The 14,716-nt window shown below is 41.5% G+C and carries 18 protein-coding genes; 16 read left to right on the top strand and 2 right to left on the bottom strand.

What is annotated here, in order from left to right; translation table 11 throughout:
- The first annotated feature begins 3 nt into the window (after nucleotides 1-3).
- From pfdA to alaS, 9 genes are all read left to right on the top strand, one after another.
- A complete protein-coding gene (pfdA, locus tag ACP5L5_RS04845; protein WP_048057188.1) occupies nucleotides 4-459 on the top strand; it encodes a prefoldin subunit alpha in 456 nt (151 codons plus the stop codon).
- 11 nt (nucleotides 460-470) lie between these two features.
- Complete coding sequence (gene ftsY, locus ACP5L5_RS04840) at nucleotides 471-1,388, top strand: signal recognition particle-docking protein FtsY (protein WP_013604282.1); 918 nt, start codon at nucleotides 471-473, stop codon at nucleotides 1,386-1,388.
- Nucleotides 1,389-1,436: 48 nt separating this feature from the next.
- Entirely contained in the window at nucleotides 1,437-1,742 is a 306-nt protein-coding gene (locus tag ACP5L5_RS04835) for a hypothetical protein (protein WP_048056871.1), read from the top strand.
- Nucleotides 1,743-1,937: 195 nt separating this feature from the next.
- The gene (locus ACP5L5_RS04830) at nucleotides 1,938-2,402 is read left to right on the top strand and encodes a transcription elongation factor Spt5 (protein ID WP_052298500.1); all 465 of its coding nucleotides are present in this window, start codon (nucleotides 1,938-1,940) and stop codon (nucleotides 2,400-2,402) included.
- Nucleotides 2,403-2,447: 45 nt separating this feature from the next.
- Nucleotides 2,448-2,966 (top strand): 50S ribosomal protein L11, encoded by a 519-nt coding sequence (locus ACP5L5_RS04825; protein WP_013604279.1) that lies wholly within the window; start codon nucleotides 2,448-2,450, stop codon nucleotides 2,964-2,966.
- A gap of 101 nt (nucleotides 2,967-3,067) precedes the next feature.
- The gene (locus ACP5L5_RS04820) at nucleotides 3,068-3,727 is read left to right on the top strand and encodes a 50S ribosomal protein L1 (RefSeq protein WP_428762041.1); all 660 of its coding nucleotides are present in this window, start codon (nucleotides 3,068-3,070) and stop codon (nucleotides 3,725-3,727) included.
- A gap of 102 nt (nucleotides 3,728-3,829) precedes the next feature.
- Nucleotides 3,830-4,891: a 50S ribosomal protein L10 gene (locus ACP5L5_RS04815; protein WP_428762039.1), complete on the top strand. Its 1,062-nt coding sequence runs from the start codon at nucleotides 3,830-3,832 to the stop codon at nucleotides 4,889-4,891.
- A 91-nt stretch (nucleotides 4,892-4,982) separates the two neighbouring features.
- Nucleotides 4,983-5,894 (top strand): MBL fold metallo-hydrolase, encoded by a 912-nt coding sequence (locus ACP5L5_RS04810; protein ID WP_428762037.1) that lies wholly within the window; start codon nucleotides 4,983-4,985, stop codon nucleotides 5,892-5,894.
- Between the two features lie 63 nt (nucleotides 5,895-5,957).
- Nucleotides 5,958-8,696: an alanine--tRNA ligase gene (gene alaS, locus ACP5L5_RS04805; protein ID WP_428762036.1), complete on the top strand. Its 2,739-nt coding sequence runs from the start codon at nucleotides 5,958-5,960 to the stop codon at nucleotides 8,694-8,696.
- A 3-nt stretch (nucleotides 8,697-8,699) separates the two neighbouring features.
- Here the strand turns inward: alaS and ACP5L5_RS04800 are convergent, their stop codons facing one another.
- A complete protein-coding gene (locus tag ACP5L5_RS04800; RefSeq protein ID WP_428762035.1) occupies nucleotides 8,700-9,119 on the bottom strand; it encodes a hypothetical protein in 420 nt (139 codons plus the stop codon).
- A 98-nt stretch (nucleotides 9,120-9,217) separates the two neighbouring features.
- Here ACP5L5_RS04800 and ACP5L5_RS04795 point away from each other — a divergent pair, with 98 nt between their 5' ends.
- From ACP5L5_RS04795 to ACP5L5_RS04765, 7 genes are all read left to right on the top strand, one after another.
- Entirely contained in the window at nucleotides 9,218-10,129 is a 912-nt protein-coding gene (locus ACP5L5_RS04795) for a thioredoxin domain-containing protein (protein WP_428762033.1), read from the top strand.
- Nucleotides 10,130-10,173: 44 nt separating this feature from the next.
- A complete protein-coding gene (locus tag ACP5L5_RS04790) occupies nucleotides 10,174-10,623 on the top strand; it encodes a nascent polypeptide-associated complex protein (RefSeq protein ID WP_013604272.1) in 450 nt (149 codons plus the stop codon).
- A 54-nt stretch (nucleotides 10,624-10,677) separates the two neighbouring features.
- Nucleotides 10,678-11,250, top strand: coding sequence for a hypothetical protein (locus ACP5L5_RS04785; protein ID WP_428762031.1), 573 nt, complete (start codon nucleotides 10,678-10,680; stop codon nucleotides 11,248-11,250).
- Nucleotides 11,247-11,924, top strand: a complete 678-nt coding sequence (locus tag ACP5L5_RS04780; protein ID WP_428762029.1) for a hypothetical protein — start codon at nucleotides 11,247-11,249, stop codon at nucleotides 11,922-11,924. The genes ACP5L5_RS04785 and ACP5L5_RS04780 overlap by 4 nt, the downstream gene beginning before the upstream one ends.
- Nucleotides 11,899-12,177, top strand: coding sequence for a winged helix-turn-helix domain-containing protein (locus ACP5L5_RS04775; protein ID WP_428762027.1), 279 nt, complete (start codon nucleotides 11,899-11,901; stop codon nucleotides 12,175-12,177). The genes ACP5L5_RS04780 and ACP5L5_RS04775 overlap by 26 nt, the downstream gene beginning before the upstream one ends.
- A 48-nt stretch (nucleotides 12,178-12,225) precedes the next feature.
- Nucleotides 12,226-12,768, top strand: a complete 543-nt coding sequence (locus ACP5L5_RS04770) for a 50S ribosomal protein L16 (RefSeq protein WP_428762025.1) — start codon at nucleotides 12,226-12,228, stop codon at nucleotides 12,766-12,768.
- 71 nt (nucleotides 12,769-12,839) lie between these two features.
- Nucleotides 12,840-13,616, top strand: a complete 777-nt coding sequence (locus ACP5L5_RS04765; protein WP_013604267.1) for a DUF2192 domain-containing protein — start codon at nucleotides 12,840-12,842, stop codon at nucleotides 13,614-13,616.
- 27 nt (nucleotides 13,617-13,643) lie between these two features.
- On the opposite strand, the gene ACP5L5_RS04760 is transcribed toward ACP5L5_RS04765, so the two are convergent.
- Nucleotides 13,644-14,696 carry a methyltransferase gene (locus tag ACP5L5_RS04760; RefSeq protein WP_428762023.1) on the bottom strand — a complete coding sequence of 351 codons (1,053 nt, stop codon included), beginning with the start codon at nucleotides 14,694-14,696 and terminating at the stop codon, nucleotides 13,644-13,646.
- Nucleotides 14,697-14,716: the final 20 nt, after the last annotated feature.

Here is a 14,716-nt window from a genome sequence, read left to right as displayed (position 1 = left end):
TCAATGTCTCAACAACCACAGCGAATAGTAATAACGAGGGAGGATATTGAGAGGTTAATTGAGGAGAGAAATTCCCTAGCAGCGCTACTTGATGTTATTAGACAGAACCTCGCATTAATAACACAATCAATAAATGAATTAAGGAGCGCCAAGGACATGCTGACATTATTAAATAAGGGTGAGGTTCAGGATACATATGCTGGAGTTGGTGGAGGTATTTTCATCAGGGCTTCGCCAGCTCAGGGCGAGAAGGTTCTGGTTAGTGTTGGTGCCAATTTCGTAATTGAGATGGATATTCCATACGCTATTAATTACATTGATGAAAGAATTAAGGAGTTTGAAGACTTAAAGTCAAAACTTGATTCTCAATCAGCCGATATAACCAAGAGGATAACGGATATTGATAACTTCCTACTCTATATCAGCGCAGCTGTTAGGCAGCAACAACCTACGCAATAAGGTGTTACTTAATGTTTGATAAGTTGAAAAATGCCTTTAAATCATTCACAAACACAATAGTGAATTCGATAACAACCACGGAATTAAGTGAAGATAAACTTAGTGAAATTCGTGACGAGTTATTCATGCAGCTTGTTGAGTCTGATGTGGCTGTTGATGTCGCCGATGCAATATGTGATGCAATAATTAATTACTTGAGGGGAATTAAGGTGCCTAGGTTTGGTGATAAGGAATCAATGATTAGGAATGGAATTCTTGATGTAATGAATAAGTTATTTAATGATATACCTGATGTGGATTTCATGGGTGAAGTCACAAGAATCCTTCAAAATAAGAAGCCCGTAGTTCTTCTATTCCTGGGTCCTAACGGTTATGGAAAAACAACGACAATAGCTAAGATAACATATCAATTAATGAGAAGGGGTTATACGGCTGTTTGGGCTGCTGCGGATACCTACAGGGCTGGGGCCATTGAGCAATTAGAGGGGCATGCAACCAAGCTTGGTGTTAGGGTTATAAAGCATAGTTATGGTTCAGACCCAGCCGCGGTTGCCTATGACGCCATAAGTCACGCTAAGGTTAGGAGTATTGATTACGTAATGATTGATACGGCAGGTAGGATGCATACTGACATAAACCTAATGAATGAATTAAGTAAGATACAGAGGGTTAGTAGGCCGGACCTGTCAATATTCATAGCCGACGCACTACTCGGCAATGAAGCCCTAGATATCGCTAAATACTACAGTAAGTACGTGAGGATTGATGGCTTAATAGTTACTAAGGTTGATGCGTATCCAAAGGGTGGTGCCATACTGACCTTCCTATACGAACTCAAGAAGCCCATTTACTTCCTGGGCGTTGGGCAAGGATACGATGATCTAAGGCCGTTTAATAAAATGGAATTCTTTAGGCAATTAATCCTATAATTATGGCTAGAAAAGGCTTTATAATACTGGTTATTCACAATCCATGTAATGAGTCACGAAAGTTGGAGTAAGAAAATAGTGAATTGGTTAAGTACAATAGCCTGGATATTCAAGGTTGCCAAGAAGCCCACCAGGAGCAATTACATGATTATTCTTAAGCTAGGTTCATTAATAGTAGCAATTTTGGGGGTTTACTCATTCCTATTTAGTGTTGCCCAGCAGTATTTAACGAGTAGCGCCAACTTTAGCCTGCCATATCCACTTAATCTAATTATTATACTTACAATAATCATAATACTGGCCGTAATGCTTATACTGGTATTACTAAGTACGAGAGGTCTTGGCCGTAAATAAAGGCATTAATCCCTCCTGGCTTAGGACCCAGGTCTACTAACTAAAGTACTTTAAAATCAAGGAAATCAGGATCTAATGAACGAAAAAGATAATAGGTGATTTATGTTGCTAAGTCATCATAAGTATTCATAAACATCCGTAAATCCGCAGAACGACTAGGCAAGTTTTATAACCTATTGGACTTAGGGGAAGTTAATGAGCAATACAGAACAGATGAGCTGTAGGGCTTATGCCCTTAGGGCTGTGGGTAATCAGGAGTATAATGTGGCCTTCATGCTCAAGGCTAGGGCTGAGCATAAGGGTCTTGATAAGGTTAGGATTTCCGCAATAGTTGTTCTACCTACACTTAAGGGATTTGTTTTTGTTGAGGGTTCCATGCCGTATGAAATACAGGACCTGGCTACGGGAATTAAGCATTATAGGGGTATGGTTAGAGGCGTCATGAGTATTGATGAAATAGTGAGCAGTTTGGCGAAGCCTGTTGAGATTAATGTTGGTGATGTTGTTGAGATAATTGTTGAGCCGTTTAAGGGTTATAGGGGTAAGGTCGTGGACATTGATAGACAGAGAGGTCAGGTTTACCTGGAGTTACTTGACTCATCAAGCACAATGCCTATTATCGTGAATATTAAGGGTGTTAGGAAAGTTGAAAGTAAGTAATAATAGCAAAAACGTTAAATACCTACATTAGGCGGGTCCTACGATATGGCGAAGAAAGTAGTTAAGATAGCTATTGCGCCAGGTAAGGCAGGCGGTCCTGCGGTTCAGCAATTAAGCCAGTATGGAGTTGATGTGGGTAAGGTTACTGAGGAGATTAATAAAAAGACGAAGATACTCGCTAATTATGGCATTAATAATGTGTTTGTTGAAATTGAGGTAGACGAAGATACAAAGAACTTTGAAGTAAAGCCAGAACTTCCATCACTCGCTGATTTAATAATGAAGGCCGTTGGTAAGGATACAGGGAGTCACCAAGCAGTTAAGGAGTTAATTGGCGATATAAGTATTGAGAAACTTGCCGAGATAGCCTACATAAAGTGGGAGGAGCTAAGGAGTAAGAATTTCAAGAACGCCCTTAAACAAGTGATAAGCGCCTGCAGGAGCATTGGTATAACAATTAACGGTAAGGACCCGAAACAAACCTTGAAGGAACTAGAAACTGGTTCCTTTGATAATATAATATCTAAATATGAGGAACTACTTAAACAGGAAGGTAGGTTATAACATAGGACCTGGTTAATAAGGCCATAGTGAACATCCTTAAAATTTGCCCAGTAAGTAGGGAAAAATGCTTTAATAAGGGGTTTCTTTTACAGTACGCGATTATGAGCTTCAACCTTGATGCAATGGTGAAGGCAGTTACGGAGGCCAAGGCCAAGGCGAAGAGGAGAAGGTTTAAGCAGACGTATGAATTAATAATTAGGTTTAAGGACTTTGATGTGAAGAACCAGGCCAATAAATTTAACATAACTGTTACATTACCTCACCCGCTACAGGGTAAGGAGCCTAAGGTCTGCGTGATGGCCACGGGCGCAATGGTACTGGCGGCTAAGGAGGCTAAGGCCGACGCAATACTCACCAGGGAGGATATCGAGAAATTAGCAGGTAATAAGAAGGAAATTAGGAAGCTGGCCGCTTCCTATGATTATTTCATAGCCACCCCAGACCTAATGGTATTAATCGGTAGAGTCATGGGGCAAATACTTGGTCCTAGAAATAAAATGCCAGAGGTTGTTCAACCCAATGCTGATATTAAGGCCGTGATTGATAGATTAAAGAGGAGCATTAGGATTAGGGTTAAGGATCAACCACAGGTCATGTGTAAGGTTGGCACCGAGAATATGGATCCAAAGCAAGTTGCTGAGAATATAGCGACCGTAATTGATGAAGTATTAAAGAAGGTTAGACCCGAACAACTAGGCTCTGTAAGTGTTAAACTAACCATGGGACCGCCGATAACCTTTTCCCCGTTATCAACTAAGTAAATGTAGAGACCATCAATACGCATTAATAAGCATCACATAATCCATAATCTCCATCTGAAGAAAAATTAATTAAGTGCATGTTTTGAACGGTTTCTTGCTGATATGGCTTCACAACCAGTGTTTAAGCGTACATACGTTAGGACAAAGCCCTACCCAGAGAAGAAGGTTAGGATCGTTGATGAATTAAAGGAGTTATTTAGTAAGTACGAGACCGTGCTCATAATTAATATTCATGAAACATCAAATAGGGTTTTACAAGAGTATAGGTTCTGGCTTAGGAGGAGGGGTGCCAGGGTTATTAAGGCGAAGAACACACTAGTATTAATAGCACTTAGGCAGTTAATGAATGATGTAAGTGAGGATATTGAGAAGTTATTTACGGGAGAGAACCTACTTATCTTTACCAATGAGAATCCATTCGAAATAGCTAGGTGGATTTGGGGGACTGGCGTTAGGAGAGAGGCAATGCCTGGCGATATTGCACCCTTCGATTTAGTAGCTCCGGCTGGTAATACTAACATGAGCCCAGGACCAATAATGAGCAAGTTCGGTAAGTTGAAGATACCGATTAAGGTTCAGGATGGTAAGATCTGGATTGTTAAGGATACTGTGATTGTTAAGAAGGGTGATAAGATCAATGAGGATGCTGCCGAGATCCTGAAGAAATTGAGTATAAGACCAATATTCGAAACCTTGAAGATAAAGGCAGTAATATTGAGAGGTAAGCATGTAATTACTGCTGATGAACTGAAATTAGACACGAGGACCTATAGATCCATGATTGAGGATGCTGTTAAGGGCGCATTTAACCTGGCAGTTAATACGGCGTATCCAACACCTGAGGTACTTAGGATATCAATTACGAAGGCCTACATGGAGGCCATGAACCTAGCCATCAATGCTAGGTACATAACTCCAGAGACCGCTCAGTACATATTGATTAAGGCTACATCAGAAGCTCATGCATTGGCCTCGATAATAGCCCCGAAGGCTCCTGAGTTAGGTCTTCAAGTCACTCAGCAACCTCAACAAGTGAAGACCGAGACCGAACAAGCAAGGGCCGAGAAAAAGACTGAGGAGAAGAAAGAAACTAGTGAGGAAGAGAAGAAGGAGGGCCCAAGTGAGGAGGACATTGCCGCTGGCTTTTCAAACCTATTTGGTTAATTAAAGGCAATTTTCCTGCACATAGGATCTTTAAATTACATAGTATATATAGTATGATATAACTTATTAAGCTGTAAGGTATGAATAGTGCATGGTGCGGGTAATTGAGGTAATGAATAATGTATATCAAATAGACCTCGAACCTGGTGGAATCAGTAATTTAGTCTCGGTCTATGCAATAAACACGGGCAGGGGTGTAATAGTGTTTGAGGGAGGGCCGGCAGTATCCAGTAATGATCTAAAGAATGCCCTAAGGAGTTTGCCGGGTAACGTGACCCACGCATTTATTACTCACGTTCATATTGATCATTATGGCGGTACTGGCATATTGACTGAATTGAACCCGAACATTGAGGTTTATGTACATCCTAGAGGCTCAAAGGTCTTACCAAATCCAGACATTATTTGGGTACCAGCTAGGGATGCCATGGGATGGCTTGGTGAATTATATGGTAAGCCCCTTGAAATACCGGGTAAGAACGCGAGGGAGACCAAGGATGGTGATAGGACCACCATTGGTGATATCACGGTAGAGGTAATACATACACCAGGTCATGCTAGTCACCACCAATCCTTCGTGGTTGAACCCTGGAACATACTCATTGTTGGTGATGCAGCCGGTATTTATGTTAAGGACCTTGATTATATAATACCAACCACAATGGAACCACTTAGGTTTGACCTATATGTTGACAGTATCAAGAAGCTGATTGCAAGGAACCCAGCATACATAGCCTACACTCATCACTTATTGGTTCCCAATGCCACTGACTTATTAAATAGACATCTTAGGCAGGTGGATATTTGGGGTAGTACTGCTGAGGAGGCCGTTAGGGAGAGGCTAAGCGTTAATGATCTTGAAAGAATGCTCTTGGAAAGGGACCAGGATCTTAAGAGGGTTTATGATAGATTAAGGAATATGAGAGCTCATTATCACTTATTCGGTATGGCCATTGATGGTTTGTATAAGTATTTCCGCGATATTGAGTCAAAGCGCAAGTAGCAAGTTGAATTTATGACAGAAACAAAATATAAAAAGAATCTTGTTTTTATTTATCGTTAAGTTATGGAGGAATTGAGGACCAGATTGTTTGATAGGATGGGATTCTATAGGAGACAATGTCCATATTGTAAGCATTACTTTTGGACACTTGATAAGGAGCAAGAGACTTGTGGTGATCAACCATGCACGCCATACCTATTCATAGGCAACCCACCTGGTAAGTTCAGGCCCGAGTCCATTAGGGATGTTAGAGAGAAGTTCCTAAACTTCTTTGAGAAGCATGGACATGCTAGGATCAAGAGATACCCAGTGGTTGCACGATGGAGAACTGATGTTTACTTAGTTGGTGCATCAATATATGATTTTCAACCATGGGTTACCGAGGGAATAGTCCCACCACCAGCAAACCCACTAACGCTCTCTCAGCCAAGTATTAGGTTCACGGATATTGATAAGGTCGGTCGTAGCGGTAGGCACCTAACGGGCTTTGAGATGATGGCTCACCACGCCTTTAACTATCCCGATAAGTACGTTTATTGGATTGATGAGACTGTTGAGTACGCCCATGAATTCTTCACTAAGGAGATTGGCCTTAGGGATGATGAGATTACGTATAAGGAGAACATTTGGGAGGGTGGTGGTAATGCAGGTGAGTGCCTTGAAATACTTGTTGGCGGCTTGGAGGTGGCTACACTCGTTTTCATGCATTACAGGACTGTTAATGGTAAGTATGTGGAAATGCCCATGAAGATCGTGGATACTGGATATGGACTCGAGAGAATTTACTGGTTGCTCACAGGTAAACCCACAGTTTATGATGCGGTCTTTGGGTCATTCATTGAACAATTAAGGAGTAAACTAGGCCTTCCTAGACCCAGTAATGAGATGCTAATGCATATGGCCACTTACTTTGGTCAGCTTGATCCTGAGGTTACGAGCATTGAGAAGGCCTATGAATATATATCGGGGAAGGTTGGGATGAATATTAACGAAATTAAGAATATACTTAAGGCCCAGGAAACTCTCTACATACTTAGTGACCATGGTAGGACACTATCATGGATGATGGCTGATGGGGCCATACCAAGCAATTCAGGCGTTGGTTATCTAGGCAGGCTATTACTCAGGAGGATGCTGAGGAGTATGTATGTTTCAGGTATTGAAATGCCGCTTACGGAAATCATGAATATGGAACTTGAGTTCCTTAAGGGGGATTATCCCGAGGTTTATGAGGAGAGACAGACAATACTCGAGTTAGTGGATCTTGAGGAGAAGAAATTCAAGGAATTACTTAGGCAGGCGCCGAGTATTATTGATAGGGTCATTAAGGATAGGGAGAGGAAAACTGGAAAGAGGGAATTAACCGTAGATGACTTAATAACACTTTACGATTCCCAAGGGCTACCACCAGAGATTGTGCGTGAAGTTTCATCATCAAAGCTTGGATTAAGCATTAGTGTGCCTGATGACTTTTACTCAAGGCTTGCGGCTAAGTATCAGAGACAGATTGGCGAGGAGAAGCCTAAGGTGGATGTAAATCCTGTGGAGGTTCAGGACCTACCACAGACCAGGGAGTTATTCTATGAGAACATGAGACTCTTCCAATTCAATGCAAAGGTCTTAAGGGTGATTAGGGGTAAGTACGTGGTTCTTGACCAGACAGCCTTTTATCCAGAGGGTGGTGGGCAGGTAGCTGATCACGGCGTTATTAGGCATAGTAGAGGCGAGGCGAGGGTGATTGATGTTCAGAGGGTTGGACCTGTCATTGTGCATGCTGTTGAGGGTGAACCACCAATGGATGGTGAAAACATTGAGGGTATTGTTGATGCTACCCGTAGGCTTGACCTAATGAGGATGCATACTGCAACACACATACTACTTCAGAGTATTAGGCGTGTCCTTGGTAGGCATATTTGGCAGGCAGGCGCGGAGAAGAACGTACCCTTCAGTAGGCTTGATGTCACACATTATAAGCTACCTACGAGGGATGAAATCAAGAAGATTGAGGAATTGGCAAATCAAATGGTTGTTGCCAACTACCCAGTCATTATTAGGTGGTTAAGCAGAACTGATGCAGAATCCAAATTTGGTGTGTATATATATCAAGGAGGCGCTGTTCCTGGGGCCAGGTTAAGGATTGTCCAGGTCGGTACTGATAATGACCCATACGATGTTGAGGCATGTGGTGGTATGCATGTAGGTAATACTGGCGAGATAGGTATGATTAAGATCGTTAAGGTTGAGAAGATTCAGGAGGGCGTCGTTAGGTTCATATTCACTACAGGTAGGCATGCCGTTAATTATGCCGAGTCACTTGAGGATTCAATAAATGAGATCTCTGAGTTAATTGGCAAGAGTAGAGAGGAGGTTGTTAAGGGTGTTAAGGAATTGCTTAATGATATGGGCAGGATGGAGAGTAGGATCAAGGTATTAACTAGAAAGGCCATTAAGGGTGATATTGCGGAGGCAATGGGTAAGGAGGTCATAGTTAATGGTATTGGTCTCACATATATGGAGTACGAGAATGAGGATAAGAATTACATCCAGGAATTCGCCAAGGAGTACCTAGGTAGTAGGCCTAATACCGTGTTATTGGTAATTAATAGGGTTAATAATGGTACTGAGTACATGGTTTACTTAGGCTCCGAAGCAGCCAAGCACGTGAACGCCAAGGACCTAATAGCAAAGCTTAATCCAGGTGTTAATGGCAGGGGTGGTGGATCGGTAACTTACGGGCAGGGATTCGCCCAGGGCAGGCCATCAATAGATACGTTTGTAAGTATTATTAAGTCATTGTTGTAAGGATTATAGGCTCTTTCTATTAATTTTTCCGATCTCGTCCCTAAAACACCATGTACCCTCACCAATATCCAATAAAACAATACCCAACTTACTAACTAATTTATCGCTTAGTAATGCCTCGTCCGCACGCTCACTAATTACTACATGAGCCATGACGCCACCAACCTCCCTATCATTTTCAAGAATCCATACCTGAACTGCATTAGGCACCAGTATTAACCTGGTTACTGAGCCATCGGCTAATACGTAATTTCTAATCTCTGAACCACTAGGTAACTTTGGTAATAAGTCTAGGTCCTCAGCAATACTCCTAGGGATCAGGATCTCTGGTTCCTGGGTTTCATACCCAGTAGTCACTAATGCCTTAGTTACTGTGGTCTTCCCCATCACCGATGATAACTTAATCCTTACCCGAATAGCCATTCATGATTACTACCTAACCCAATTATTATGCCTTTCTTAAGAAGCACTGCGAAATGTTAGTAAGGTTTTTAATTTAATTCAATCATTGATAAGGGATTATGTCGAGCAGTATAAACGTAAATAGGATGCTATTAATAGCCGTCGTAGTACTTGCAGTGGCGCTTATTGGTGTGTTAGTTTACTTCCTTGCACTTAAAACACCAACAAAAACAAATACGCCACAACCCCCAACAAGTTCATCCTCGACATCAACGCAAGCATCTTTAATCACAGCAGCGTTTGAGAGAGGCGTTGAGAATTGGCTTGGACTGGTGTGTATTTATAATAAGTATGGTGAGAACGCCACATTAAATGCGCTGAATAATATGTATTCCATAGCGTATAATTACATATATGAGTATGAACAGAAGAGTAACACCACCTACCTATTAGTATACCCTATTGCTCAGTACCAATACCTAGCAAGTAATTACGCTGAATGTGCCGTAAGCGAGAGTGACCAGAACCTAGTTAATACGGTCACTGGCGCATTAAACAATATTAATACTATAGCCATGACACTAAACATACCTAGTAATTTGTTGGGTACACCATTATTCATAGTCTTTGATAAGGCAAATAATATAACCTACATATTAGCTGGCGCGTCACCTTATGTATTCTATGCAATTAACTATGCAAATGAGGGCAATATAACAGTAATAACTTATCAAGGTCAGGAGCTTGGTTATGGATTTAAAGCCAACTCAACCCAGGTATCCTTCATAGGTGAATTAGCCTCCTCCGGCTTAAGAATTGGTAATTCAAGTGCTAACATTACGATCATCGAACTACTAGATCCAGTGTGCCCGTACTGTGCAATCTTCCAGGCAATGTATGGTAGATCCCTCGAAACAATGATCAATAGTGGCTACGTGTACTACGTGATTCAGTACTTCCCAACACACGTACTTGGTTATGGATGCTCATCACCAACAATAGCATCAATGCTAGGTCCATATTGCGGTTAATAATGCCAAAATTGTTTTAAATGTACCTATTGTATTAAAATATCGTGGGTATAAATCCAAGAGAAGTAAAGAAATTACTTAAGCGATTAGGTATTCAGGACTTGAACCTCGAGGAGGTGAATAATGTTACTAAGGTGGTTATTTATCTCGGTGACGGCTCAACAATAGAGATTAATAGGCCAACGGTGGCCAAAATGAAAATACAGGGAATGTCAATATACCAAATACAGGCCAGTGATTCAGAGACTAGGGTGGTGAAACCGCAATCAACGATTCCACAGCCAAGGCAATCACTAATAATGCAACAACCACAACAATCCATAACCACAAAGACTCCACAGCATTATGAACCTGGCGAGGATGACATTAAACTCGTCATGGAGGAGACCGGCTGCACAAGAGAGGAGGCGATCAAGGTGTTAAAGGAGACGAATGGCGACATTGCGGAGGCCATAGTTAGGATACAGAGCAACCAAAGGAGGAGCTCAACATGATTGCACTCCCCTCTAGGGAGTTAGAATTAAAATGCCGTAGAAGACACGAACCTAATGAACAAACACAGAAAATTGCTTTTCAGGCTAGCTCTAATAGTACTCATACTTATAGTTCTCAGTGAAATAACGCTGATCGCAGTTAACTCACAAAACCTAGCCGGTTATGAAGTACCGATTTTCGCAGATGTAAACTCAACATCGAACTACTTACTCCTGGTACTAATGGCAAGGAATGCATTCATTAAAATCTCAATAGTGATAACGAATCCATCAAACACGTCAATAGCCATATATTTACCCAATGAAACCACGATAATTCTAAATCCTGGCGATTCCGCGGAATTAACGAACCTATTTCCACCAAGTGCTTACTTCGCATATTCATGTGAAGAATACACTACTTTACTAGGCGTTAATGGTACTGTAACTATTGGTTACACATACATAAGCGGTAAAACAAACCCGGTAATCATACGCTATGTATACACCCCGACATATGTGCATGATGTGCAAGATATTATTAAGAGCTTATCATGTGCACGTGGTTATTACATTATTATATCAACGAGCAATGGTAAACCAGCCTCATTCATCATAGATATTAAGTACGTGGTGATGTTAGTATGAGCATTGAGGAGGCCAGGGCTAAGTTAATGGCCTTGAGGGATGCATTGATACGTATTGACGGCATAAATAACGTCCTGGACACATTACCAAGGCTCTTGCTTGAGACTTTATTAATCATAGGCGTTGTATTCGGTATTTACATCCTGTTTTCCCTCTGGTACTTGGTCGCAATGCCCGTTAGATTAGCGTTCCTCTCGTCAGTTGGCGGCTTACTATCGATAGCATTACTCATTGCAATACCCGCCAATGCTTATTTAAGTATCGAGAGACTAAGCAAGGTCGCAGACCGTTATGACAATTGGCCTGAGTTGATTAATCGAGGTATCTCTGGTATCCTTGAGATACTATCAACACTTGACTTCACGGATATTGAGTATAGGATAAACAGGGCCAGGGCCGGTTACGTACTATTTATAGTCGTTAAATTACTGACCTTAGCCTTTCTTCTTCTCTTAATTGCCCTATTCGTCATGTTTTGGATCACGGTATTTCTCGGTTATGCCGAACCACCCATGTGGCTTTCTGCAACCATCGTCATAGTCATTACCATCACCATTACATTAGCCCTCGAGTGGGATAGTTTGGTCAATGATGTTAAGAGACTGTGGTCCCTCGGTGGCTTAATTATTGAGCTTAGGTGGCTTTACCATGAGCTCCAGGGAATTCAGACCTGACCTATACGTATTAGCACGGATCATCGAGGCCTTGGTTAATAATGGACCTATGAAGAGGACTAGGTTAGCCACGGCCTGTGGCTTATCGTATGATAAATTAGAAAGATACCTTAATTGGATGATTGAGAAGAACCTTGTTCTCGTTGATGGTGATGGCTTCGTCAGGCTTACAAGGGATGGTGAGAGGGCGTATGAGGAGTTGGTCCTGTGGATTAAGAGGTATGTTGGTTCATTGAGGATTGGCAAGATTTAGGGGCGTAGTGTTTAAATACCCATGCCTCCTCAGTAATTCGACATCGCTATGCCGCTTAGGCCTGGACGCTGCTATAGGAGGTTGAAGAGGCCATACACGAGGACTGAGTACATAGCCGGTGCTCCATACGTTCAAATACCTAGGTTTGAGCTTGGTAATACTAAGCCTAAGGAGAGGGCTAGGTTTGATTACGTGGTTGAGTTAGTGACTGAGGAGGCGGGTCAGATAAGGGCTAATGCCCTTGAGGCTGCTAGGCAGATGGCGTATAAGTACTTGTCTAAGTACGTCACTGACCCAAACTTCTACCTTAAGATAAATGTTTACCCATTTAATGTAATTAGGGAGAATAAGATGCTTGCTATGGCTGGTGCAGACCGTCTTCAGCAGGGTATGAGATTGTCCTTTGGTGTTCCATCTGGAAGGGCTGCGAGAATTCTTAAGCCTGGCATGACGATAATACATGTGGAAATTGAGGGTAAGAACCTTGCGCATGCCAAGGAGGCCCTTAGGAGGGCTGCGTCTAAATTACCGTTACCAACCAGGATAGTTATTTTCTCCAAGCAGCCACGGCAGGTTAAGGCCAGTGCATAGTCATAAGCCTTGAGACACAAGGGTTAAAAGGCGCTAATTATCGGTGGATTTAGAGTAGGTGAATTGCTAATATGAGTAATGGCTTGGATGCTAAGCAGCTGTATAAGAGCCGTATTGAGGCGGCTACGGAAATCTGGAGCAAGATAATGAGGAATGAGGTAAGTACTAGGAACCAGCTTGAGGAGTTGGTGTACATTGTTTATAAGCAAAAAGGTATTGAGCCATTTAGGGGTTTAAGTAAGGTTAGAATTTACGATAAGGAAATAGCGACAATATACATAGTTGGCAAGTATGGCCTTGGCATTATGGATGGCGAATTAGCAAATGCGCTTAAAGGTATCTTTAATGTGGAGATAGTGTGTGATGATATATATAACTTCCTTAAGGGAAGAAGTTTCCAGTTAAGTAATGATAATGAGATTGAACAATTGAAAAAGATGCTTGATAATGAAGTACTAGGTCCCAAGATTGAGGAAAGAGGATTTAGGTTGATGAGGTACATATTTACTGGGACGATAATGAGGTTTTTCCCCGAAGATGACCTCATAGGTACATACAAGGCATTAAGTACAGCATTTCCTGACCTAGCAACTACATTTATTAGGTATATTAAGTTCTATGTGGCGTTTAGGGTTGCTGAGGATATTGCATTGGGTAATATTAAGAAGGTTGAGGAGAAAAAGATAATGAAGTACGCACACTGCTTAAGGCTTAATCTAACTAAATGTGCACCGCATGATAAGTTAATTAGGGAAATAGCACTCAGGGTGTATAGAGTGCCCAGGAAGGTCCTTGATAGATTATTCCCGAATGAGGATCAGAGGTCATTCATACCAAAGGCCCAGTAGGGCTTTCCCTTAAAAATCAAACATATTTTATTCCTTAATAACCTTAAATATTGAACTCCAAATACCGCCCTGTTCAACAACCCTCTCATCCACTATCCTAAACCCATACTTATTAACTAACCTCCTCACCAATGACTTCCTAACCGTAATAAGAACAAAACCTGAACCTGCCTTGAGTAATTCACTTAATGACTTAAACAATGAATTGTAGAAATTCGTTATTCCCTCCAATGGCTCCACACGAATTCCAAATGGTGGATTAAACACTGCATGATCGCATGCATGACTCCTAATGGCTGGTCTTGTGGAATCCATAACCGCAAAATCTACTGATGAATCTACACCGGCCTCTCTAGCATTCATGACTGCGCCATTTATATAGCTATAATCAACATCGATACAGATAAAACTTAGATCTCTCCTCATTAATGCACCCTCAATCACTATTGTACCACTTCCACAGGTTATGTCGCATACCCTTGATGAGTACCTAGGTGCAAGCATTCTAAGCATGGCGTTAGCCAGTATTGGATTTATTGATGCAGGGTGATTAAACCTCCTATATGGCCTGCTTTTAAGTGGTTCACGGGTTATTGATAGGCCGAGTACGCACTTATCCTGATCAATAATGAGCCTAAACATGAGGTCTGCATTATCAAGGTTAAAAAACGGTCTAAGGTACTTAGACACCAGGAATTCTGAAATCCTCTCACCAAGTAATGCGGCTGCATCTGGACTTTTGAAGTTATGATCTCCTGACCTATCCGCAAGTATACTAATTGTGGTATTTGGGGTGAGGTAGTTGAGGATATCGTTAAAGTTTAATTGCCAAATACAATCTCTTAAACTCTTTATATCCTTGCCAACAAACCCCATGCTAAGGACCATTATAATATGCTCAACGGTACTTAATCTCTTCAACTCATTAATCGTTACATCATTAATATTTGCTATTACCTTACCCGTAACATTCGAACCCCCAAAAACCTCGGCATTAAGTACCCTATTGCCAAAGCGTTCTCTGATTTCGTTAATCACAATATCCTCAATACCAGGCACTGTCGTGAATAATACTATCATTTATAAATAATGATGACCTT

The sequence above is a fragment of the Vulcanisaeta sp. genome (assembly GCF_049966235.1).
Lineage (GTDB): Archaea > Thermoproteota > Thermoprotei > Thermoproteales > Thermocladiaceae > Vulcanisaeta > Vulcanisaeta moutnovskia.
Note: the sequence above shows the minus strand (reverse complement) of the source record. Positions and strands in the feature narration are given on the sequence as shown.